The sequence below is a fragment of the Mycobacteroides franklinii genome (assembly GCF_001853795.1).
In the GTDB taxonomy this organism is placed as follows: Bacteria; Actinomycetota; Actinomycetes; order Mycobacteriales; family Mycobacteriaceae; genus Mycobacterium; species Mycobacterium franklinii.
In genome coordinates this window covers 745,894-768,535 of the sequence record NZ_MLIK01000004.1, presented here as the reverse complement: position 1 = coordinate 768,535, position 22,642 = coordinate 745,894, and the positions used below count along the sequence as shown (strand labels likewise).

Annotated in this window: 24 protein-coding genes; 7 read left to right on the top strand and 17 right to left on the bottom strand. The window is 65.4% G+C overall.

The features are described 5' to 3' along the window. Positions 1–26 precede the first annotated feature (26 nt). The 4 genes from BKG76_RS04280 to BKG76_RS04265 all read right to left on the bottom strand — a co-directional run bounded on the left by BKG76_RS04280 (position 27) and on the right by BKG76_RS04265 (position 4,553). Positions 27–2,426: an FtsX-like permease family protein gene (locus BKG76_RS04280; protein ID WP_236737536.1), complete on the bottom strand. Its 2,400-nt coding sequence runs from the start codon at positions 2,424–2,426 to the stop codon at positions 27–29. A gap of 128 nt (positions 2,427–2,554) precedes the next feature. Beyond that, the gene (locus BKG76_RS04275) at positions 2,555–3,253 is read right to left on the bottom strand and encodes an ABC transporter ATP-binding protein (RefSeq protein WP_070936859.1); all 699 of its coding nucleotides are present in this window, start codon (positions 3,251–3,253) and stop codon (positions 2,555–2,557) included. Positions 3,254–3,421: 168 nt separating this feature from the next. Further along, positions 3,422–3,898 carry a lipoprotein LpqH gene (locus BKG76_RS04270; RefSeq protein WP_131815785.1) on the bottom strand — a complete coding sequence of 159 codons (477 nt, stop codon included), beginning with the start codon at positions 3,896–3,898 and terminating at the stop codon, positions 3,422–3,424. Between the two features lie 19 nt (positions 3,899–3,917). Further along, positions 3,918–4,553: a DUF3060 domain-containing protein gene (locus BKG76_RS04265; RefSeq protein ID WP_070936259.1), complete on the bottom strand. Its 636-nt coding sequence runs from the start codon at positions 4,551–4,553 to the stop codon at positions 3,918–3,920. 48 nt (positions 4,554–4,601) lie between these two features. Between BKG76_RS04265 and BKG76_RS04260 the strand changes: the two genes are divergently transcribed. After that, positions 4,602–4,991 (top strand): VOC family protein, encoded by a 390-nt coding sequence (locus tag BKG76_RS04260; RefSeq protein ID WP_070936258.1) that lies wholly within the window; start codon positions 4,602–4,604, stop codon positions 4,989–4,991. 36 nt (positions 4,992–5,027) lie between these two features. After that, positions 5,028–5,411, top strand: coding sequence for a hypothetical protein (locus BKG76_RS04255; protein WP_070936257.1), 384 nt, complete (start codon positions 5,028–5,030; stop codon positions 5,409–5,411). A gap of 31 nt (positions 5,412–5,442) precedes the next feature. On the opposite strand, the gene BKG76_RS04250 is transcribed toward BKG76_RS04255, so the two are convergent. The 4 genes from BKG76_RS04250 to BKG76_RS04230 all read right to left on the bottom strand — a co-directional run bounded on the left by BKG76_RS04250 (position 5,443) and on the right by BKG76_RS04230 (position 7,874). Next, positions 5,443–6,057 (bottom strand): LGFP repeat-containing protein, encoded by a 615-nt coding sequence (locus tag BKG76_RS04250; RefSeq protein ID WP_109420558.1) that lies wholly within the window; start codon positions 6,055–6,057, stop codon positions 5,443–5,445. A 103-nt stretch (positions 6,058–6,160) separates the two neighbouring features. Continuing rightward, positions 6,161–6,637 (bottom strand): hypothetical protein, encoded by a 477-nt coding sequence (locus BKG76_RS04240; RefSeq protein ID WP_070936254.1) that lies wholly within the window; start codon positions 6,635–6,637, stop codon positions 6,161–6,163. Further along, positions 6,630–7,217 carry a hypothetical protein gene (locus BKG76_RS04235; RefSeq protein WP_070936252.1) on the bottom strand — a complete coding sequence of 196 codons (588 nt, stop codon included), beginning with the start codon at positions 7,215–7,217 and terminating at the stop codon, positions 6,630–6,632. The genes BKG76_RS04240 and BKG76_RS04235 overlap by 8 nt, the downstream gene beginning before the upstream one ends. Positions 7,218–7,430: 213 nt before the next feature. Then, positions 7,431–7,874: a lipoprotein LpqV gene (locus BKG76_RS04230; RefSeq protein ID WP_232783644.1), complete on the bottom strand. Its 444-nt coding sequence runs from the start codon at positions 7,872–7,874 to the stop codon at positions 7,431–7,433. A gap of 180 nt (positions 7,875–8,054) precedes the next feature. On the opposite strand from BKG76_RS04230, the gene BKG76_RS04225 reads away from it, so the two are divergent. After that, positions 8,055–8,627, top strand: coding sequence for a cysteine dioxygenase (locus tag BKG76_RS04225; protein ID WP_070936250.1), 573 nt, complete (start codon positions 8,055–8,057; stop codon positions 8,625–8,627). After that, on the top strand, positions 8,624–8,992 hold the full coding sequence (locus BKG76_RS04220) for a rhodanese-like domain-containing protein (RefSeq protein WP_070936249.1): 369 nt from the start codon (positions 8,624–8,626) through the stop codon (positions 8,990–8,992). Before BKG76_RS04225 ends, BKG76_RS04220 begins: the two co-directional genes overlap by 4 nt. 145 nt (positions 8,993–9,137) lie before the next feature. On the opposite strand, the gene BKG76_RS04215 is transcribed toward BKG76_RS04220, so the two are convergent. From BKG76_RS04215 to BKG76_RS04190, 6 genes are read right to left on the bottom strand one after another with little or no spacing between them, the layout of a single operon-like run. Next, positions 9,138–9,635 (bottom strand): MarR family winged helix-turn-helix transcriptional regulator, encoded by a 498-nt coding sequence (locus BKG76_RS04215; protein WP_070936248.1) that lies wholly within the window; start codon positions 9,633–9,635, stop codon positions 9,138–9,140. Positions 9,636–9,639: 4 nt separating this feature from the next. Then, complete coding sequence (locus BKG76_RS04210) at positions 9,640–10,413, bottom strand: enoyl-CoA hydratase (RefSeq protein ID WP_070936246.1); 774 nt, start codon at positions 10,411–10,413, stop codon at positions 9,640–9,642. Next, positions 10,410–11,291 (bottom strand): 3-hydroxyisobutyrate dehydrogenase, encoded by an 882-nt coding sequence (gene mmsB / locus BKG76_RS04205; protein WP_070936855.1) that lies wholly within the window; start codon positions 11,289–11,291, stop codon positions 10,410–10,412. The genes BKG76_RS04210 and mmsB overlap by 4 nt, the downstream gene beginning before the upstream one ends. Next, positions 11,288–12,322 carry an enoyl-CoA hydratase/isomerase family protein gene (locus BKG76_RS04200; protein ID WP_070936241.1) on the bottom strand — a complete coding sequence of 345 codons (1,035 nt, stop codon included), beginning with the start codon at positions 12,320–12,322 and terminating at the stop codon, positions 11,288–11,290. The genes mmsB and BKG76_RS04200 overlap by 4 nt, the downstream gene beginning before the upstream one ends. Continuing rightward, positions 12,319–13,467, bottom strand: a complete 1,149-nt coding sequence (locus BKG76_RS04195) for an isobutyryl-CoA dehydrogenase (protein WP_070936239.1) — start codon at positions 13,465–13,467, stop codon at positions 12,319–12,321. The genes BKG76_RS04200 and BKG76_RS04195 overlap by 4 nt, the downstream gene beginning before the upstream one ends. Positions 13,468–13,478: 11 nt before the next feature. Beyond that, on the bottom strand, positions 13,479–14,996 hold the full coding sequence (locus BKG76_RS04190) for a CoA-acylating methylmalonate-semialdehyde dehydrogenase (protein ID WP_070936237.1): 1,518 nt from the start codon (positions 14,994–14,996) through the stop codon (positions 13,479–13,481). 315 nt (positions 14,997–15,311) lie between these two features. Between BKG76_RS04190 and BKG76_RS04185 the strand changes: the two genes are divergently transcribed. Next, the gene (locus tag BKG76_RS04185; RefSeq protein WP_070936236.1) at positions 15,312–16,157 is read left to right on the top strand and encodes a Bax inhibitor-1/YccA family protein; all 846 of its coding nucleotides are present in this window, start codon (positions 15,312–15,314) and stop codon (positions 16,155–16,157) included. Between the two features lie 60 nt (positions 16,158–16,217). Here the strand turns inward: BKG76_RS04185 and purT are convergent, their stop codons facing one another. The 3 genes from purT to BKG76_RS04170 form a co-directional block, all read right to left on the bottom strand. Then, a complete protein-coding gene (gene purT, locus BKG76_RS04180; protein WP_070936234.1) occupies positions 16,218–17,426 on the bottom strand; it encodes a formate-dependent phosphoribosylglycinamide formyltransferase in 1,209 nt (402 codons plus the stop codon). Between the two features lie 130 nt (positions 17,427–17,556). Then, positions 17,557–18,774: an acetyl-CoA C-acetyltransferase gene (locus BKG76_RS04175; RefSeq protein WP_070936232.1), complete on the bottom strand. Its 1,218-nt coding sequence runs from the start codon at positions 18,772–18,774 to the stop codon at positions 17,557–17,559. Between the two features lie 50 nt (positions 18,775–18,824). Next, a complete protein-coding gene (locus tag BKG76_RS04170; RefSeq protein ID WP_070936230.1) occupies positions 18,825–19,820 on the bottom strand; it encodes an SGNH/GDSL hydrolase family protein in 996 nt (331 codons plus the stop codon). A 190-nt stretch (positions 19,821–20,010) separates the two neighbouring features. On the opposite strand from BKG76_RS04170, the gene BKG76_RS04165 reads away from it, so the two are divergent. Both BKG76_RS04165 and BKG76_RS04160 read left to right on the top strand, forming a co-directional pair. Beyond that, complete coding sequence (locus BKG76_RS04165; protein WP_070936228.1) at positions 20,011–21,099, top strand: alpha/beta hydrolase; 1,089 nt, start codon at positions 20,011–20,013, stop codon at positions 21,097–21,099. 90 nt (positions 21,100–21,189) lie between these two features. Then, the gene (locus BKG76_RS04160) at positions 21,190–22,587 is read left to right on the top strand and encodes a cystathionine beta-synthase (RefSeq protein ID WP_070936225.1); all 1,398 of its coding nucleotides are present in this window, start codon (positions 21,190–21,192) and stop codon (positions 22,585–22,587) included. Positions 22,588–22,642: the final 55 nt, after the last annotated feature.

Sequence of the window (22,642 nt, the reverse complement as noted above, 5' to 3'; positions counted from 1 at the left end):
CTATCCGACATGGCTATTCGATCTGGTTATTCGATGCTGACGGCCTCGATGATGTTGAGCCGTGCCGCGCGCCGTGCGGGTGGGACCGAGCCCAACAGGCTGATCGCCAGCGCCCCTGCGGTGAAGACCACCGCCATGGGGCTTGGCTGGAAGGTGACGGTGAAGTTCATGACGGTGCCGCTGACGAGGCTGAACAGCCACTGATCGACCAGACCGACCAGCAGCCCCGAGACACCGCCGACGACGCCGATGGCCGCGGCCTCGGCAAGAACCATGCCCAAGGTGTACCGGCGGCTGGATCCCATCGCCCGCAGCACACCGATTTCTCGGCGTCGTTCGAGTACCGAAAGCGTCAACGTGTTCAGCAGCGCGACCGCGGCGACGAACACCACGATGATCCACACGGCGTTGGCGATCAGCATGCTCTGGTGCAGTGGGGCTTCCAAACCGGCCAACGCCGCGCGGCCGTCGTACACGTAGTTCGGTGCGGGCACCACAGCGCGAACGTCGGCCAGCAGCCGTCCCGGATCAGCGCCATCCACGGCGGTGACTTGCAGTGTCGTTATGCCCGGGCGGTCAAACCATGCCCGCAGGTGATCCAGGCTCATCCCGACGGTGCCGATGACCGTCGAGAAATAGGGCACCAGGGCCAGCACGGGCGTCCGCTGAGGGCCGTGGGGTGTTTGCAACTGCAATTCGTCGCCCACCTGGACGCCGAGAGTCTTGCCCAGGTTCTGGGAGAGCACCACGCCCCGGCCGGCGAGCATGTCATGACGTACCCGTTCGTCGAGTGCACGAAAAAGTGGATCGTGGGTGCCGGGGGAGAATCCATCGAGCATCACGCGTGTGCCGCCGACCACGGCGAATCCAGAGGCGCCTTCGACGACGTTCGCGACGCCAGGGACCGCAGCCACCTTCTCGGTAAGACCTTGCGGCAGAGCATCGGTGGGGTAGCGGTCGGGTGAGTTGGCGCTCACCCAGACATCGACATCGGCGACGGGCGCGAAGATGTCGCGCGCGGATCGGATCATGTCGTTGTTCGTTCCGGTGATCACCACGGTGGTGACCACGGCGATGAGCACGGTCATCACGGTGGCCCACACCCGCCGCGGCGCGCGCTGGACCGTCGGTGCCGCCAGCACCCCGGGTGAACCGAACAGTCGTGCCACCGTGGCTGTCGCGCGGACGATGGGTCCGGCGAGCGCGAAGCCTAAGGCGATCTCGGCGACGAATAGGGCGGCGATCGCGACGAAGGCGAGCGCCCCTGGTCGGTAGAGCACTGTCAGGAGTGACGCTGCCAACACTGCCACCGCCACGACTCCGCTGACGATACGCAGCCAACGCGGCACGTTGTCGGACACGGAAACTCCGACGGGCGCCAGCGCCTCGATCGGTGACACTTTGTATACCTGCCGTGCGGCCATCGCCGACGCGGCAACGCTGGTGAGTACCGTCGCGGCGACGGCAGCCGGGATCGCATAGTCGGGCAGCCAATATTCGATACGGGCTTCGAGCCCCTGGGTCACCGTCGGTGGCAAACGGCCAATAGCTCTGCGGCCCAACACTATTCCGAGGGCCGAACCGATGGTGCCGCCGATCAGCCCGAGGATCGCAGCCTCGGCGAGCATGTCGCGAACGATCGTCACGCGGCCGCCGCCGATTGCGCGCAGCATCGAGATGACCGGGCGGCGTTGGGCGATCGCCATGGTCATCGTCGTGTAGATCAGGAACGCCCCGACCACCAACGCGACCGCCGCGCCCATCAGGGCCATGTAGTTCATGAGCTTGACACCGTCGCCGGCCCGCACCGCCCGCAGGCTCGGATCGGCGACGATCGCCCGGCCGTTCACGGCGGCCGTGACCTCGTCCCGGACTGCGGTGATATCGGCGCCCGGTGCCGTGGTGACCAGAATCGAATCGAGCTGACCTTGCCGTCCGGTGATTTCCTGTGCCAACGGCAGTGGGGCAAGCACATAGTGCCCACCGTTGAGATCTGCGAGCTGCTTGCCCTGGAGCACCTCGGCGACGGTCACCGAACCTGAGCCGAGCCGGAATGTATCGCCCTTCGAATGACCGACGGACGGCCCGATCTGGACACCGGCTGCCGTCCGCGATGGCGCGTCAACCTTCACTCCGACAGCATCTTTCAAAGCGCCTTCCAGCGCGGCGCTGCGGTCGTCGGCGCCGAACAGCAGAACCGGTTCCGAATCTGTGAGTGCGGACATCCGGATCATCGGTGCCGCCGTCGCGACTCCGGGAATCTTGGCGACATCGGCCAAGACCGCCTCGGGGAACCCCGCATCGGTGATACCCGATACCTCGAGTGCGGCGACGCCGGCGACTCCGTCTGCCAATCGGTTGACCGATCCGGTGATCGACCCGAAGATGCCGAATATCGCCACGAGATACATTGCAGAAACTGCCATTACGGCGATCGAGGCGATGGTGCGTCGACGATGCACGATCAGTTCGCGCAGACTGAACACACGTAGCCTGCTCGCTGCGGCGGCGATGGTGGCTCCGGGGCCGTGTTGCTCCTCGCGTCCGCGGCCTATCACCCTGGCGCCACCGACATCTCGTCGGAACCGAGCCGTCCGTCCTGCAGCGTGATGACCCGATCGGTTGCCGCGGCGGCGTCGGCGTTGTGGGTCACCATCACCACCAGGCGGCCGGCGCCTTCTTCATGGGCGACTTCGGCGAGGAGGGCCAGGATGGCGGTACCCGTGTGGGAATCCAGGTTCCCGGTGGGTTCGTCGGCAAGGATCAGCGGTGGATTCATCATCATGGCTCGCGCCACCGCGACGCGTTGCATCTCGCCGCCGGACAGTTCGGCCGGGCGGTGTTCGGTCCGCTTACCGAGGCCGACGCGGTCCAGCAGCCGAACGGCGTCCGCCTTGACCTTGCCCAGCCGGATGCCGTCGAGCAGCTTCGGCACCGCCACGTTCTCCCACGCCGAGAGGGTCGGCAGCAGGTTGAAGAACTGAAAGACGAACCCGACCCGATGATGGCGGAACTCCGACTGTTGTTCGTCGCGGAGCCGACCGATCTCCTCGCCGTCGAAGGTGATGGATCCGGAGTCGGGGGAGTCCAACGCCCCGAGTAGGTGCAGCAGTGTGCTTTTCCCCGCCCCCGATGGCCCGATGACCGACACGAACTGGCCGCCGGCCAGGCGCAGGCTGATCTCATCGAGGGCGCGCACCGCCTGCCCACCAACCCTGTACTCGCGCACTACATTGCGCAGTTCGATGGTCAGTTCGCGCTGGGTCGTATCGGCGTTGTCCAGTTGTCTCAAGGTGGCCTCCCGCGAGACCGGGTTACCCGGCGCGCGGAGGCGCGGTCGGGATATGCGGAGCCTACTCCCGCCGCGCTCGTCAAATGTGGGCTTGTGCGAGGTTTTCCGGTGAGCCCTACAGCTCCGCCGCTAGGTCCCTGGGCAGTTCTCCGCGCGTATCTCAAGGGGTTTCTTATCGGCCCTGTCCTTGAGATTGGGGATCTTTCCGCTGATCACAATGGTTCTGTCGGTCTTCGTCACCGTCATGGGTTCTCCGCCGGTGGACGTGGTTTCCCAGAAATAGTCAGCGCCAACCCCTTTCACCTGCAGGGAGTTCACCGCCAATGATGGGTGGATTCGGATATCCGCCATGACCTCACCCTCGCCGGTTCCCTCAACCTTGGACATGGTCAGGATGTTCTGCCCGTCCCCGATGCAGGTCGGACCGGCCTGAAGTGGCAGGGACTTGCCATCGAAGATGACTTTGAGCGCTGGGATATCGGATTGCGCCCGGCCGGATGCGGTGGACGGTGACTCTGTCTGGGTGACGGGGCTCCCGTGGGCACACGCAACGAGGCACAGCATGGCTGCACTGCCGATGGCAGCCGTCAGATGCGGTCGGCGCATGTCTAACCGCACTGAAGGCTCAGCCCTGTTCCACGGTGTTGTTGCCGCCCGACTGGGAGACCTCGGGCCCTCCGGAGTGATAGGTGACCTTGTTGTTGAAGCCCGAGACGCCAATCTTCTCCGCGGTCTCGACGCTCACCGCGTTTTCGACGCCAGAGACGGTGAGGGAATCGCAATTCCCTTCTATGTCAACGGTATTGGACACTCCGCTGACGTTGACCGAGCAGCCGTCACAGTTCACGGCGACGTTCTTGTGAGTGCCGGAGACGCTGAAGGTCGAACCCGCGGGCACGTAAGTCGGCCCCGGCGCTGCGGTAGACGACGGCGTCACCGCGGTCCGGGCCGGAGATTTCACGACGGTTGACCTGGCGGGCCCCGTGCTGGTCGGTGCCGAATTTGTGGGAACGCGATGGGGGAGCGTTGGTTTGGCGGCGTACAAGATGAGCCCGGCCACTGCCGCGATGACTGCTGCGGAGAGGAAAGCGAACGGCCACAGGAGCTTGCGGGCCGAAGGCCCCGGGGTCTGCGCCGGGCCATACACCGGCGGTGGATACAGGCTTTGGGCCGGGACGCCCAGCTCCGATGCCCGCGCCGCCTGACTCAACGGGCGTTCCAGCTCCCGGATTCTTGCCTCGGGATCATCATCGGACTCCACCTGCAGATGGTCCCACAGTGAGCCCCTCCGAGCGGTAGCGTTTCTCTTATGGGGTCCACCGAGATTGTCGCCGCTGAGCCGCAATTGTTTGTCACCGATCTCGAACGCGCCCTCGCCTTCTACGCGGACAAGCTCGGCTTCGAGGTGACCTTCACCTACGGCGAACCGGCCTTCTACGGGCAGGTGCGGCGCGGCGGGGCGAGCCTGAATCTACGCAAGGTGGCCGGCCCGGTGTTCGACGGTAATTTTCTTGCCACGGAACGCGATCCGCTTGCTGCCACGCTCACGACGTACAAGTTGGGCCCGCTTCACGATGAGTATCGGGCCGCGGGTGTGGACTTCCATCAGCCGTTGCAAGACGAGGAGTGGGGGAGCGTCACCTTCATCGTGAGGGATCCTGACGGCAACCTCATTCTGTTCTCCGGCGCCGAAGCCTAAAAGAATCTCTCGCTATCGAGGCGCCCCGGGGACACAATGGGCGACATGGAATTGCCAATTTCGTTCGACGGACTCGCAACCGACGGCGGTAGGTCGATCGTCTACGGCGAGCCCTATACGACCGCCGATGGCACCATGGTCATCACGGTTGCCAAGGTGCGAAGCCGCGGTCGCAGCCCAGAGGGTGAAGCTCTGGAGACACTTGCCAGACCGCTGGGGGTATTCGTCGTCAAAGACGGTGACGCTCAATGGCGCCCGGCCTTTAACGCTGACCGGGCCTCGACGTTGGGCATCCTCACCGGCATGCTCGCGGCGGTATTGGGGCTCGTGGCCGTCATCCGCCGACCGCCGTGGCCAGATCTCACCGCGCCGGGCTGGTCGCCGGCGGAGAATCCGCAGTGGTGGCGCGGCAGGCGCTGACTACTCAGCGCCCGCCGCAGCCGAGTGATCCCTACTTTTGGGTGACGGTTTCCTTGAAGGTTCCGTCGCCCTGGTTCAGCCAGGTGATGGTGCCCTTCTGGAATTCACCGATCCAGCCGCCCTTGGCGACATCGGGTCCGCCGGCCGTTTCCACCTCGTCGGCGGTGGGGAAGCCGAGTGTTCCTCCGGCGCCGCCGTGGGTCGTGTACACCTTCAGGATTTCGCCCTGAACCAGGTGCGCACCGGTGGCGGGTGAGCTGAAGATGGTGCCGTTGGCGAAGGCCTGCACCGTGCCGTCACCCACCTTTTCCGGTTGCCCGGTCGGCAGGCCAAGCTTCGCCTCGCCCCCGGCCTTGGTGTAGGCCTCGGCGATGGGCGGCTCCAGCGTCACGTCGCCGACGCCGGGCACGTTGACCGTCGACGGTGCCCCCGCCATGACGGATGACACTGCGCTACTTGCCGACGAGGCCGCGCTCGACGCGGCGCTACCACCCGCGCTGATGGCCGATGATGCCGCGCTCGTCGCGCTCGACATCGACTCCTTTGCGGCGTCCTTGTCCTGCTGTGAACAGGCGACAGCTACCGCTGCGGAGATCGCAACGATGGAAACCGCGCCTGCTGCTCGTTTCATCAGATTGGTGTCCATTAATTGAACGTAACAATGTCGACGCGGCAATTAGGTGAGTTTTTCGATGTTCACCTTTTGTCGGGAGAACGTCCATTGATTCGCCCGGCAATAAAAAGGACCGTCAGGAAGCCGGAGTCAGCTCGCAGACGTAGTCGCCGACATCGATATGCACGTTGGCAGCTTCCGGAACCGTCGGCGTGGGCACGACGTTGAGCGTGAACTGCTCACGACCGAATTCATCGCTGGTTCCGGGCCACTGTTCCTGCAGGATGTCGCTGATCAGGCCGGCGACTGCGGGCTCGGTGATGCGATAGGTCTCCGCCTGGCAGAACTTCGAGTACACCTCGGTGACGCGGATGCGGGCCTTCTCGATGGGCAGTGTGCCCAGGTCCTCGCCGGTTTCTGGATCGCGCACGGCGGTCCCGGTGGCGCCGATGACCGAGAAAATCATCCCGACCTCGACGCCGGCCTCATCACCCTTGTTCACCAGCACCGAGTAGCGGTCGACGATATCGGCCACCTTCCCGATGATCGGGTCTACCGGCTCAAGCTCCTGCTCACCAGCCGATTGCTCCGCTGGCGTCGTCTCTTCAGGCATTGCCGACGCCGACGGTGTAGTTGTTGGGGCGCGACGCGGTCTCGATCTTTTGCCGTTCGGGCTGCCCGGCGGTCTCGGCCGTCGAGAAATCGGTCTTGGCCTTGGCCACCGCGGTGCTCGAGACGTTCTCCGATTCGCGCAGGGCCTGGAAGGCGTGGCGCAAAGTCAGGCGGCTGATCGTCAGCGCCAGGTTCAGGGCGCTGGAGGCGGACTGCTTGTTGCCCTCGTTGAGATCGTTGGAGGCGGTCGCAAGGTGCTTGTCCACGTCCATCATGCCCTGCAACGTCACCATGGTCGCGTACGCCGACTGCCCGACATTGCGGTCAAGCGTGTTGCTCTGCTGAATGCGGTGATACAGGTCGGCAATCAAGATTCCGGAGACGAGTGCCAGCAGCGGTGTGACGATGCCCTGGACGAATCGGGTGAGTTCGGGGTCGGTCGCCGTGAAGCCGACAACCGCCGCGACGATGGTTGCGACAACTGCCGCGCCGACGATCGTCCAATGAACCAGTGTGGGCTTCGGGGGAAGCTGATCTGAATTTGCCAACGTCGTTACCGTCCGTTCGGTGAGTGGACACATTCGCTGCATCCTTGACCCCATGAGCACTGACCGCAGCATGTTAACACCGTGTCGGGGTTCGTCCAAGGTCAGGTTACGCGCGGCACTCTATGTTTGCTGGATGTGAGTGATATACCGGTTTGCCCGAATTGAATTGAATGGCAATGGATTTCTCGAGATTGCCGGTTATTGCGCCCGGTCTAGGGTGTTCGCGACTGCGAGCTGAGCAGCGGCTTATCCGCATTGCTGCTCGGCGGCGGCATTTGTCGCCACGATCACCGCGGCCTGCCGGTCGGCCGTCAGGTCATGCCAGGACTTGTGGAAGGTCCCCGGGCCGACGTTTCCGGTGCTCTGAATGGATTGCAGGTAGCCCTCCACGAGCTGGACGGGGCCGTCCTGCTTGCCGATCATCCAGTCGGCCGCCGCACGGCACGCCTGGTAGTACTCCTCCTCCAAGGAGCTGGGTGCGGCGTTCACGGACGTCGTGACGCCCGCCGGGGACACCCCCGAGCCGGCAGCCGGCGGCTGGGCGGCAGGAGCCCCGACCGAGGTGCTGGTGGTGGAGGTGATGGAGGGGCTCGGAGCCGCCTTGTCGTCGGATTTCGACGTGCACGCCGCCCCGATCAAGGGGACGCAGAAGGCCATCAGGGTCGCGGCGATGCGAGTTGGAGCGGTCACCACTCCAAACTAGCAAGTGCCTACCAGCGACAACATTTACTCACTCAGAGCTTTTGCTCCGAGGGCAAAACCGCAGGAAAACGCCGGTACGATATGAGCTGTGATGGGACGCAGGGGTTTTCAGGGGTGTTGTTGCGGCTAGCCGTGACCACCCCTGCCCCTGCTATCGATTGAGCCTTCATGACCACTGCATCTGTTCTGGATCTGCGCCGTCCTTCCTCCGCCGGATCCCTGCCCACCCGACTGCGATTGCCGGATCTGCTCCGCATCACCGATGAGGGTGCCGACGATGCCCTGCACGGCCGCTTCGACCATCTGCTGCCTGCGGGCGGCCTTCCCCTCGACGAGCGTTGGGCCACCCGCATTCACGCCGACGACGAGCTCGATGTCTGGTTGATCAGCTGGGTGCCCGACAAGTCCACCGAACTGCACGACCATTCCGGATCGCTCGGCGCGCTCACCGTGCTCAGCGGCTCGTTGCACGAATATCGCTGGGATGGAAGAAAATTGGTGCGCCGTCGGCTGGATGCGGGCGATCAGGCGGGATTTCCGCTCGGCTGGGTGCACGACGTGATGCGTGCCCCCCTGAAATCCAGCGGAGTACCGCTTCCTGCCGAAATCGGGCCCACGCTGAGCGTGCACGCCTACTCGCCGCCGCTGACCGCGATGTCGTACTACGAAGTGACCCAGGCCAACACGTTGCGACGCAGCCGCACCATCCTGACCGATGAGCCCGAAGGCCCGGCGGCATGACGATTCATGATCTGCTCGCCACGGCCCGCGGTCGGCTGCGCCGCCTACCGGCCGATGAAGTGCCGACCGCGTTGGGGCGCGGTGCATTCCTGGTCGACATTCGTCCCGCTGCGCAACGTGCCGAAGAGGGCGAGGTCGTCAACGCCCTCGTCATCGAGCGCAACGTGCTGGAGTGGCGTCTGGACCCGGAAAGTGACGCCCGGATTCCGCAGGCGGGTAATCACGATGTGGAATGGGTGATCCTGTGCCAGGAGGGCTACACCTCCAGCCTGGCCGCCGCCTCGCTGCAGGAGATCGGCCTCTACCGCGCTACCGATGTCATCGGCGGATACAAGGCCCTCAAGGACAAGGGCATCCTGATCTAGTCGCGTGCGATGTCATTGGGGTCTGCGGCGCGGTGGATGTGTGGGCCCTGCCCACCTCTATGCGACAAAAATCCGTCTGACGTGGTTCATTCGGCGGTTGTCGCGTAGAGGCGGGCACCAAGTGCGTGGTCCGGGACGGTCAGCTCTAGCTGAAGTCACCGGCGTCGCGCCGCAGATGTGTCAGCACCGAGACCAGGGTCCGGGTGCGCGACGGCGATAGCCCGATCTGTGCGAATACCTTGGCGTTCAAATCGGCGGTCGCCACCGAACCGAGATCGCGCCCCGCAGCAGTGATCTCGACCAGTGTGCCGCGACCGTCGGCGGGATTGGGCACGCGGCGCACCAACCCCGCCTCCTCCAGTCGATCCACCGTGTTGGTCACGGAGGTGGGGTGAACCTGAAGGCGTGCACTGGCTTTGGCCATGGGCATGGAGCCTGCCCGGCTGAAGGACAGCAGCATCAGCAGCTCATATCGCGAGAAGGTCAGACCATGCGGGCGCAGTACGTCCTCGACCCGCGCCAGCATGATCTGGTGCGCCCGCATCACCGACGTGACGGCGGCCATCCCGTCGGCGACCTCACCCCAGCCGTTTTCCACCCAATGGCGATGGGCGTCGTCGACGGGATCGAACGGCAGGGTCATGCGCTTAGCGGTGAATGAAGTTGGCGGGACGCTTCTCGACGAACGCGGCCATGCCCTCGGACTGATCGGCGGTGCCGAATGCCGAGTGGAAAATCCTGCGCTCGAACAGCAATCCCTCGGCCAGGCTGGACTCGAAGGCCCGGTTCACGGCTTCCTTGGCCATCATCGAGGCCGACAACGACATCTCCGAGATGGTCGTGGCGACGGCCTTGGCCTCGTCGAGCAGGCTCTCGGTGGGCACCACGCGTGAGACCAGGCCACTGCGCTCGGCCTCGGCAGCGTCGATGTTCCGGCCGGTGAGGATCAGGTCCATGGCCTTCGCCTTGCCGATGGCGCGGGTGAGTCGCTGCGAGCCACCCATGCCGGGCAGCACGCCCAGCTTGATCTCGGGCTGCCCGAACTTGGCGTTCTCGGCGGCGATGATCAGATCGCACATCATGGCCAGCTCGCAGCCCCCACCGAGGGCGTAGCCGCTCACCGCGGCGATCGTCGGCGTGCGCACCGCGCCCAACTTGGCCCAGGCGGCGAAGAAGTCGGAGCCGAACATGTCGCTGAACGACTGCTCGCTCATCTCCTTGATATCCGCACCCGCCGCGAATGCCTTCTCACTGCCGGTGATGATGATCGCGCCGATGCCGTGGTCCGCGTCGAATTCGGCTGCGGCGGCGGTCACCTCGTTCATCACCTGCGAGTTCAGTGCGTTGAGCGCCTTGGGCCGGTTCAATGTGATGACCGCGACGCGATCGATGCGTTCGGTGAGGATGGTTTCGAAAGTCATGACGCTCCTTGGATTCGCGAGAAGATCGCCGAGAAGTCTAGGCCGGAGCCTCCGGTGGAATTGAAGTCGTCGTAGATGTGCGCCGCGGCCAATCCCAACTGCGCATCAACTCCGTTGGCGCGCACCGCATTGGCGGCCAGACCCAGGTCCTTGGCCATCAAGGCGACGGCGAAGCCCGGGGTGTAGTCGCGATTGGCGGGGCTGGTGGGTACAGGTCCTGGCACCGGACAGTTCGACGTGAGCGCCCAACATTGGCCCGAGGCGTTGGCCGCGACATCGAACAGCGCCTGATGAGAGAGCCCGAGCTTCTCGCCGAGCACGAATGCCTCGCTGATCGCGATCATCGATACGCCGAGGATCATGTTGTTGCAGATCTTTGCGGCCTGGCCGACACCGGGGCCGCCGCAGTGCACCACACGCTTGCCCATGACGTCCAGAATCGGTTCGGCGGCCGCGAATACGGCGTCCTCGGCACCAACCATGAAGGTCAGGGTCGCCGCGGTGGCGCCGGGTACGCCACCGGATACCGGCGCGTCGGCGAAGCGGTGGCCCGCCGCGGTGGCCGCCTCATGTGCGGCGCGGGCATCGGCCACGTCCACGGTGGAGGAGTCGATGAACAGGGTGCCGGGACGCGCCGCGGGCAGCAGATCCTCATACGCCGCGAGCACGTGCGCGCCCTTGGGCAGCATGGTGATCACCACGTCAGCGGTGGCTGCGGCTGCCGCCCCCGACTCGGCCAACGGCACACCGGCCTCGGTGGCGGCATCGCGCGCCTGCTCGGATAGGTCGAAGGCAGCCACGGTATGCCCGGCCTTGGCGAGATTGACCGCCATCGGTAATCCCATGTGGCCCAAGCCGATAAATGCGATTGTGCTCATGCCGACCACTCCAGATCATCGTCGACCGGCTGGAAGAAGGCCTCGACATCGGCCTCGGTCACCGCGGCGAGCGTCTTCGGATCCCACTGCGGGTTGCGGTCCTTGTCGACCAGCTGAGCCCTGATGCCCTCAACAAGGTCGTGCGACCGCACCGATTGGCTGGACACCCGATATTCCTGGGTGAGAACTGCTTCCAACGACGGCAACTCGCGTGCCCGTCGTACCGCTGCCAGCGTCACCGACAGGGCGATGGGAGAGCGGGTCAGGATTTGCTCGGCTGCCGCACGTGCTCGCTCATCCCCGTGGGACTGCAGCGCCGCCACGATATCGGCGACGGATTCGCCCGCGTAGCATTCATCGATCCAACTACTTTGAGCCACAAGGTCGCTCGACGGTGCACTGGCGCCGTGCACTGCAAGCGCAGTGGCGATATCGCTGTCGATGATGGCCTTGGTGAACTTGTCGAGCCGGTCATGCGGCACGTAGTGGTCGGCGAATCCCAGCGCGATGGCGTCGGCACCGGAGAACGGAGCGCCGGTGAGTCCGGCGTGCACGCCGAGCTGGCCGGGCGCGCGCGAGAGCAGGTAGGTGCCGCCCACATCCGGGATGAATCCGATCCCCACCTCGGGCATGCCGACCTTGGAGGTCTCGGTGACGATCCGGATGTTGGCGTGCCCGCCGACGCCGACACCGCCGCCCATCACGATGCCATCCATCAGTGCCACATATGGTTTCGGGAAGCGGGCGATCTGTGCGTTGAGCTGATACTCCTCGCGGAAGAACCGGCGGGCGACCACGCCGTCGATCTTGGCGCTGTTGTGGATCTCGACCACGTCGCCACCGGCGCACAGACCACGCTCGCCCGCACCCGACAACACCACGGCCCGGATGTCATCATCGGCCTCCCACTCGGACAGCACCGAGGACATGGCGGTCACCATGTCGTTGGTGAGCGAGTTGATGGCCTTGGGGCGGTTCAGCGTCAGCAGGCCGACGCCCTTCTCGACCCGTGTCTCGATCTGATCCGTCACGCCGGGAGCCCCTGTTCTATCAGCTTACGGGACACGATGACTCGCATGATCTCGTTGGTTCCTTCCAGGATTTGGTGCACCCGTAGGTCTCGTACGATCTTCTCGATGCCGTACTCGGCGAGGTAGCCGTAGCCGCCATGCAGCTGCAACGCCTCGTTGGCCACGGTGAAACCTACGTCAGTGGCGATGCGTTTGGCCATGGCACACAGCTCGGCGGCGCGCGGATCACCCTCGGTGACCGCGGAGGCCGCACGCCAGACCATGGTGCGGGCGGCCTCCAGCTCGGTGGCCATATCCGCGAGCCGGAATTGCAGCGCCTGGAACTTGATCAGCTCCTCACCGAAGGCCTTGCGGGTGCGCAGGTACTCGATGACCTTTTCCAACGCAGAGCGCGCCCCGCCCAGCGAGCATGACGCGATATTGAGCCGGCCACCGTTGAGGCCGCGCATCGCGATGGTGAACCCGATGCCTTCCTCACCGATGCGGTTGGCCACCGGAACCCGGACGTCGTCGAAGATGACCTGCGCGGTGGGCTGGGCATGCCAGCCCATCTTGCGTTCGGGCGGGCCGAAGGATAGGCCGGGGGTGTCCTTGGGAACCACGATGGTGGAGATGCCCCGTGGCCCGGGGCCCCCCGTGCGTGCCATCACGACGTACAGGTCCGCGGCCCCGGCGCCGGAGATGAACTGCTTGACGCCGTTGAGCACGTATTCGTCACCATCACGAACCGCGTTGGTGCGCAACGCCGCGGCGTCACTGCCGCATTCAGGCTCGGTGAGGCAGTAGGCGCCGATGGTCTCCATGGTGCACATCGAGGGCAGCCAGCGTTGACGCTGTTCCTCGTCGCCGAATTCGTCGATCATCCAGGCCGCCATGTTGTGGATGGAAATGAACGCCGAGACGGCGGAGCATCCGGTGGCCATGGCCTCGAAGATCAACGAGGCGTCCAGGCGGGTGAGTCCGGAGCCCCCGACATCGGGGTTGATGTAGATGCCGCCCATGCCCAGGGCCGCGGCCTTGGGAAACACTTCGACCGGGAAGTACTTGTCGCGGTCCCAGTCCAGGGCATGGGGCGCGATGTGGATATCGGCGAACTCTCTTGCCGTATTCCAGATTTCGCGCTGTTCGTCGGTGAGATTGAACATGGATTGTGCGCTCAGTCCATGGTCGGAATGACGAAGGAGGCGCCTTCCTTGGTGCCCGAGGGCCAGCGTTGGGTCACCGTCTTGGTCTTGGTGTAGAACCGGATGGAGTCGGGTCCGTGCTGGTTGAGGTCGCCGAATCCGGATCGCTTCCAGCCGCCAAAGGTGTGGTACGCCACCGGAACTGGGATCGGTACGTTCACGCCGACCATACCGGTATTGACCTTGGCGCAGAAGTCGCGTGCGGTGTCGCCGTCACGAGTGAAGATGGCGACACCGTTTCCGAACTCGTGCTCGGACGGTAACCGCACCGCCTCGTCGTAGTCCTTGGCCCGCACTACCGACACCACCGGACCGAAGATCTCTTCCTGGTAGATGCGCATCTCGGGCGTCACGTGGTCGAAAAGCGATGCGCCGATGAAGAATCCATCCTCGTGACCGTCGACCGTGAGATCGCGCCCGTCCAGAACCAGTTCGGCGCCCTCGGCGATACCGATGTCGATGTAGTCGCGCACCCGCTTGAGTGCGTCGGCACCCACCAGCGGGCCGAAATCGGAACCGGCGTCCAGCGATGGCCCGACCACCAGTTCGCGGGCACGCTTGGCCAGTCCGTCGACGAGCCGTTCCGCGGTGGCCTCGCCGACGGGCACTGCAACAGAGATGGCCATACAGCGCTCGCCGGCCGAGCCGTAACCCGCACCGATCAGCGCATCGATGGCCTGGTCGATGTCGGCGTCGGGCATGATGATCATGTGGTTCTTGGCGCCGCCGAAGCACTGGGCGCGTTTGCCGTTGGCGGTGGCGGTCTCGTAGATGTATTGCGCGATCGGGGTGGAGCCGACGAATCCGACCGCGGCGATGCGCGGATCGTTCAGCAGCGCATCGACGGCGGTCTTGTCCCCGTTGACAACGTTGAAGACGCCGGGCGGCAGGCCAGCTTCGAGGAACAGCTCGGCGAGGCGTAGCGGCACCGACGGGTCGCGCTCGGATGGCTTGAGGACGAAGGCATTTCCACACGCCAGAGCGGGGCCCGCTTTCCAGAGCGGGATCATGGCCGGGAAGTTGAACGGGGTGATGCCCGCGACTACGCCAAGGGGCTGACGGATGGAGTACACGTCGATGCCCGTGCCGGCACCACTGGTGTACTCGCCCTTGATGAGATGGGGGATGCCGGTGGCGAATTCGCAGACCTCGAGTCCGCGTTCGATATCGCCCTTGGCATCGGCGATGGTCTTGCCGTGTTCCTGGGACAGCATCGCGGCCAGGTCGTCGATCTCGGCGCGAACCAGGTCGACGAACTTGGCGAGCACACGGGCGCGTTGCTGAGGGTTGCGGGCGGCCCAGCCGGGCTGAGCCTCCGCGGCGTTCGCGATGACCGCCTCGACTTCGGAAACGTCTGCCAGCGGTACCTGCCGCACCGGCTTGCCCAGTGTTGGGTCGAACACGTCGGCGAAGCGGCCGGAGGTGCCGGGAACGCGCTTACCGGCGACGAAATGCGTCAGTTTGGGTAGCGAATCAGGTAACGAACTCATGGTGTAGCCCCTTGGGAAACGGTGGGAGATCAGGGAGGTCGGTACTCCCGAATCTAGTTGGACATCCACGTAATGTCTAGTAGGACTTCCTGCTAAAAATCCCAGTGTTCACAGGGATCTCACAGGGATTTGCCACAGCCGCGGGCAGCGGGCGGTACTGTGAGCCCACGACGTGGCCGGACAGTTCGGGAACCCTTGGCGTAAGCGTGGAACTCTTGCACTTGCCTGCTCGTTAAACGTCCAGTTGACTTTGATTGACGTCATCTGCGGAGGCCGCACATCGCGGTACCGCACTTCCAGGAGAGGATCACGACGGTGCGAACCACCAGCAATCCCATTCTTCGGTCGTTGCCCGGAAAAGAGGGTGGCGGCTATGCGCAGTTCGGGGCGGGTGCGGCAGGCGCCGGTGCCATGGCGGCCCAGCAGATGCGCCAGGACCCGTACACCGCGTACCCGGAGGCACAGTCCGGGGTGTCCCGGCCGCTGACCATTGACGATGTGGTGACCAAGACCGGCATCACCCTCGGTGTCATCGTCGCCGTCGCCATCGCCTCCTTCTTCATGGTCAGCACCAACCCGGCGCTGGCAATGCCGTTCCTGCTCGTGGGTGGGCTCGGCGGCTTGGTCATGGTGATGATCGCGAGCTTCGGGCGTAAGCAGGACAGCCCGGCGATCGTGCTGAGCTACGCGGCGCTTGAGGGCCTGTTCGTCGGTGCGATCTCGTTTGCGCTGACCTTCCAGGTAGCCGGGGCCAACGCCGGCGCCCTGATCGGCCAGGCGGTGCTGGGCACCGTGGGTGTGTTCATCGGCATGCTCTTCGTGTACCGCTCAGGCGCCATCCGCGTCACGCCCAAGTTCCAGCGGATGCTGCTCGCTGGCCTGGTCGGCGTCATGGTGCTGGCGCTCGGGAACATTGTCCTCGGATTCTTCGGTATCGACATGGGTCTGCGCAGCGGTGGTCCGATCGCGATCATCTTCTCGCTCGTCTGCATCGGTCTGGCCGCGTTCAGCTTCCTGATCGACTTCGACGCCGCGGACCAGATGGTGCGCGCCGGTGCCCCCGAGAAGGCCGCCTGGGGCATCGCCCTCGGCCTGGCCGTCACCCTGGTCTGGCTCTACGTCGAGATTCTGCGACTGCTGAGCTACTTCCAGAACGACTAGCGCTTCGCAGTAAAAAAAGGGGCGCCCCGCCAAGGGGCGCCCCTTTTTTCGTCGAAAGGCTCAGCCGGAAACGCGGACCCGGCCGGCGGCCTCGGCGGCATTGCGGCGTGCGGTGTCCACACTCTCGTCGCGTGCCAGCGCCACACCCATCCGGCGGGTGACGAAACTTTCCGGCTTGCCGAACAACCGCACGTCGGTACGCGGGACCCGGAGAGCGTCCTCGACGCCGTCGAACACCACGCCCTGCGCGTCGACCCCGCCGTAGATCACGGCGCTGGCCCCGGGGGACTTCATGGTCGTGTCGACGGGAAGTCCCAGGATGGCGCGGGCATGTAGCTCGAACTCGTTCTGCCACTGCGTGATCATGGTGACCATGCCCGTGTCGTGTGGGCGTGGGCTGACTTCGCTGAAGTACACCTGATCGCCCTTGACGAACAGTTCGACACCGAAAATTCCCTGACCGCCCAGGTTTTCGGTGACGGATCGCGCGATGTGCTGAGCACTCCGGAGGGCCTCGTCCGACATCGGATGTGGCTGCCAGCTCTCGACGTAGTCACCGTTGGCCTGCCGGTGCCCGATGGGCGCGCAGAAGCTCGTCTCGATCTCACCGTCCGCCCCCAGCGCCCGCACCGTCAAAAGCGTGATCTCGTAGTCGAAGTCGACGAATCCCTCCACGATGACCCGGTTGTTGGTTACCCGGCTGCCCGCCATCGCGTACTCCCAGGCGTTCTCGACATCGGCGGGTCCGTCGAGCTTGCTCTGTCCCTTGCCGGAGCTGCTCATCAGTGGCTTCACCACGCAGGGATATCCGATGCCCCCGGATTCCGAGTCGATCGCGGCCCGCAACTCGTCGAGCGAGCTGCAGAATTGGTAAGGGCTGGTAGGCAATTCGAGTGTCTCGGCCGCCAGCCGGCGGATACCTTCGCGATCCATCGTGAGCCGCGCCGCGCGAGCGGTGGGGATCACGCGCACCACACCCTCGGCCTCCAGCGCCTCCAGGGTGGCCGTGGCGATCGCCTCGATCTCGGGAACCACCAGATCGGGCTTCTCGGCCTCGATGAGGGCGCGCAGTTGCTCGGGGTCGGTCATCGAGATGACGTGTGCGTGGTGGGCGACTTGGTGTCCAGGGGCGTCCTGGTAGCGGTCGACGGCGATGGTTTCGACACCCAGGCGTTGCAGGGCGATCAGTACCTCGCGGCCGAGTTCGCCCGCGCCGAGCAGCATGACGCGGGTGGCACGCGGTGACAGGGGAGTTCCGATAGTGGTCATCGCCACGGAATTCTAGTGAGCGGGCGCCTGCCGCATGGCTGGCAGGCGCCACAAACGCCGACACGCCGTGTCGTGGCGGGAACGTACGAGACGAACCCGCCGCAGCACGGCGTGTCGACGAAAGGGAGAACTAGGCGAGCCGCTCGATGACCATCGCCATACCCTGGCCGCCACCGACACACATGGTCTCGACGCCGAAGGTCTTGTCATAGGTGGTCAGGTTGTTCAGCAGCGTGGCGGTGATGCGGGCACCGGTCATACCGAACGGGTGACCCAGGGCGATCGCGCCACCGGAGACGTTCAGCTTGTCCTCGTCGATGCTCAGCTCGCGGGCCGAGCCCAGCACCTGAACCGCGAACGCCTCGTTGATCTCGAACAGATCGATATCGCCAATCGACTTGCCCGCGTTCGCCAGTGCGCGCTTGACGGCCTCGATCGGGCCCAGGCCCATGATCTCGGGGGACAGTCCGGAGACACCGGTCGAGACGATGCGCGCCAGCGGGGTCAGGCCCAGTTCCTTGGCCCGCACGTCGCTCATGATGACCAGCGCGGCCGCACCGTCGTTGAGCGGGCACGCGTTACCGGCGGTGATGGTGCCGTTCGGGCGGAACACCGGCTTCAGCTGGCTGATGGCCTCGTAGGTGGTGCCGGCGCGCGGGCCGTCATCCTTGGACACGACGGTGCCGTCGGCCAGGGTCACCGGGGTGATTTCACGCTCGAAAAAGCCGTCAGCGATGGCCTTTTCGGCCCGATTCTGGCTGCGCACGCCCCAGTGGTCCTGGTCCTCGCGGCTGATGCCGGTGTGCAATGCCACGTTCTCGGCGGTCTGGCCCATGGCGATGTACACGTCGGGGGTCAGGCCGTCGTTGCGCGGGTCATGCCATTCGGTGGCACCCTGCGCGGCGGTGACGGTGCGGGCCTCGGCCTCGCCGTACACCGGGTTGTGGGTGTCGGGCCAGCCGTCGGAGGTGCCCTTCGGGAAGCGCGAAACCGTCTCCACGCCAGCGGAAATGAAGGCGTGGCCCTCGCCGGCCTTGATGGCGTGGAACGCCATCCGGGTGGTCTGCAGCGAGGACGAGCAGTAGCGGTTCACGGTGGTGCCGGGCATGAAGTCGTAGCCCAGCTGCACCGCTACGGCGCGCCCGATGTTGAAACCGGCCTCGCCGCCGGGCTGACCGCAGCCCAGCATCAGGTCGTCGATGTCCTTGGGGTCGAGTGCGGGCACCTTGTCGAGAGCGGCGCGCACCATCTGCGCGGCCAGGTCATCCGGCCGCATGCTCACCAGCGAGCCCTTGCCGGCCCGCCCGATCGGGGAGCGGGCAAGGGAAACGATCACGGCTTCGGGCATGAAAACTCCTGAATATAGGGGATTTAGTACTGGTTCTACTCCCCAGGAATCTAATGCAGCGACACCGCGGGCAGATCGTCGGGTTCCGTGATGCCGGTAGCGATCTCCACGGCATTACGCCGCCAGATTCGGCCCAGGACGCGCATCCGCGCGCTCATGGTCTGTGATTCTGCTGCTGCGGACACCCACGGCAAATCCGGGATGGGCCCACCCGTCCATTCACCGAGTGAATTCGCGAGGGCTGGCAGCAGCAGCCGCGCTGCCAGCGCATATCCCGCGGCGGAGGGGTGGTAGTGATCGTCGGCGAACATTTCCTCGGGTGCCTGCAGGAATTCCGGAGCCAGCAGGTCAGCAAGCGGAACCGGTAGGCCGCCGGCGGCTCGTACCGCCGCGGTCTGGAAATGGGCCAGCCGCAGCCCGCGGGAGCGCACCACCGCGCGCAGCGGCTGCGGGATGGCGGTGATCACCCCGAAATCGGGGCAGGTGCCCACCACGACGACGGACCCGGCCGCGCGCAGTCGCCGCACCGCGTCGCCCAGGCGTTGCGCGGAGGCCCGCACCGCGTTGAGCGAGGTCACATCGTTCGCGCCGATCATCATGACCGCGGCGTCCGGTGGCGGGCCGATGATCGACATGGCGTCGATCTGGGCGGCCAATCCCTTTGATGTCGCCCCCGATATCGCCTTGGTCGACAGGCGGATTCGCTTCCCGGACTCTTCGGCCAGGCCGCGCGCCAAGAGCACCCCGGGCACTTCATCGGGGACGTGGCAGCCGTAGCCGGTGGCGGTGGAGTCACCGAATATCGCGAGGTGCAGGTCGAACTGAACGCCGCGGCTGTACTTCGTCACCGGACCGCCGCCCGGTGCGTACACGCCGTCGGCGACGGGGGGAGCGTCATGTGTCTTCGGGACCACGCGGCGAACCTGCCTGGCCTGCGCATTCAGGAAGCTGTACGCGCCCCACCCGGCAGTGCCCATCGCGGCGCCCGCGGCCCCGGTGCTCAGGGCTGCCCAGACGGTGCGTCGGCGCGTGGCGAGGATGCTCACGCTGGCTATTTTCACTGACCGCGACACACCGCGCCAGTCCTCTGACCAGCATTACGAGAAATGAGGCAGGGACGATGCGGTATCGAAAGCGGTTTGTTGCTTGTTGATGGGTATAGTCCATCGGGCGCTAGCTGCCAGCTAGCAGCCTGAGTACACGCAGGACACTGGCTAGGCAAAGGAGCCTGAACAGATGACCGCACCGAAGGACGCTCCCGGATACGGGCATGCGACAGGGTCTGCAGGATCCTCGCGGAGTGCCCTGGACACGCTGGTCCGCGGCCTGCCGCTGAGTGATGGCGCCGCCGTCGAAGTGATCGAGGACGCGGCCAGTCTGGCTGCGCAGCTGCTCGGATTCGGCGTCCGGATGACGGTGCGCACGGTGCTGCAGATCGGCAGCCACGCCCCCACGCTCCCGTACCCCTTTGGGCTGATCGAAGAGCTGGGCCGCGTCCTGGTTCCCCCGCGTGGCACGGTCAAGGCGACCGTCACGCTGGCGAACACCAACGCGCGGCTGATTCGCGCCAAGGGTGTCGGGCCGGCAGACGGCACCGGGCGTGTGGTGCTGTATCTGCACGGCGGCGCGTTCATCGTCGGTGGCCCAAACACCCACAGCGCCATGGTGTCCACCATCTCCCAGCATGCCGACGCACCGTGTCTGGTGGTTGATTACCGGATGCCGCCGAAGGCTTCCCTGGACCAGGCCGTCGACGACTGCCTCGATGGATACCGCTGGCTGCGCGCGCAGGGATATGCGGCGGATCAGATTGTGCTGGCGGGTGATTCGGCGGGCGGTTTTCTGTCGGTAGCCGTGGCTCAACGCCTGCTGGCTGAGGACGGTGAGGCCCCGGCGGCGCTGGCCCTCATCTCGCCGCTCATCGAGTTGGATCCTGCGCCCAAGGTGGCGCACGAGAATGCCAAGACCGATGTCATGTTGCCGCCCAACTGCTTTGAGGCGCTCGAGAAGATTCTCACCAAGGCCGGTGGCGGCATACCCCCACAAGAGATCATCGACAAGGTCGACGGCCGGATGCCGCAGACGCTGGTGCATTGCTCCGGGTCGGAGGTGCTGCTCTACGACGCTCGCCTGCTGGGGCAGCGCCTGGCCGAGCAGGGGGTGCCGGTGGAGATCAAGATCTGGCCCGGCCAGATGCACGTCTTCCAGGTGGCCACCAAGATCGTGCCCGAGGCCAAGAGGTCGCTGGCGCAGATCGGCCAGTACATCCGCGACGCGGTGCCCGAGACGTCCTCGGCCGAGTTCGTCGCACCGGCTGCGGTCTGATCCCTGCCTGAGGTCCTCGGCGCGCGAACCAGCCGTCGGTGATGGAGCCTCTTTGCGCGAGCTGCTCGTCGGTCTAATAGCGTTACCGGCATGCGCATCGCCCAGCATGTCTCGGATCTGATCGGTAACACCCCCCTCGTCCGGCTGAACTCGGTGGTGCCCGAGGGATACGCGACGGTGGCCGCCAAGATCGAATACCTCAACCCCGGCGGCAGCTCCAAGGACCGCATCGCCGTCAAGATGATCGAGGCCGCCGAGGAGGCGGGCCTGCTCAAGCCCGGTGGCACCATCGTCGAACCCACCTCGGGTAACACCGGCGTCGGACTGGCCCTGGTCGCCCAGCGCAAGGGGTATCGCTGCGTATTCGTGTGCCCCGACAAGGTCAGCGAAGACAAGCGGAATGTGTTGCGGGCCTATGGGGCCGAAGTCGTCGTGTGCCCCACCGCGGTACCGCCGGAGCACCCCGACAGCTACTACAACGTCTCGGACCGCCTGGTGCGTGAGATCGAGGGCGCCTGGAAGCCCGACCAGTACTCCAATCCGAACGGCCCCGCCAGCCACTACGAGACCACCGGCCCGGAAATCTGGGCCGACACCGACGGCAAGATCACCCATTTCGTCGCCGGGGTGGGCACCGGAGGGACGATCACGGGCGCGGGCCGGTACCTCAAGGAGGTATCGGGGGGTGCCGTCAAGGTCGTCGGTGCCGATCCGGAGGGATCGGTCTATTCCGGCGGCACCGGCCGCCCCTACCTCGTCGAAGGTGTGGGAGAGGACTTTTGGCCCACCGCCTACGACCCCAGTGTGGTTGACGAGGTCATCGCGGTATCCGATGCGGACTCGTTCGAGATGACTCGCCGCCTTGCCCGGGAAGAGGGATTGCTGGTCGGCGGATCCTGCGGGATGGCAGTGGTGGCGGCAATTCGGTTGGCCGAGAGGGTCGGTCCCGATGGGCTGGTCGTCGTGCTGTTGCCGGACGGTGGCCGCGGATATCTGTCCAAGGTGTTCAACGACGGCTGGATGTCCTCCTACGGGTTCCTGCGCAGCCGTCTGGACGGCAGCGTCTCCGAGCCGACCGTGGGTGACGTGCTGCGCGGAAAGTCCGGTGCACTACCGGATTTGGTGCACACTCATCCGTCGGAGACGGTGCGTGACGCCATCGAGATCCTGCGCGAGTATGGGGTGTCGCAGATGCCGGTCGTGGGTGCCGAACCGCCCGTCATGGCAGGTGAGGTCGCCGGGTCTGTCTCTGAAAGAGAGCTGCTGTCAGCGGTATTCGAAGGCCGGGCCCAACTCGCTGATGCGGTGGCTGAGCACATGAGCCCACCGTTGCCGCTGGTCGGCTCGGGTGAACCGCTGAGCACTGCCGGGTCCATGCTGCGTGACACCGACGCGGTGATGGTCGTCGACGAGGGCAAGCCCGTTGGCGTTATTACCCGCCATGACCTGCTGGGATTCGTCTCCTCGGGTAGGGGCGTACGGCACTGAATTTCGCCCCAAATCGTTTCGCGGAAGCCAACCTGTGGAAACGCTGGACGCGTAA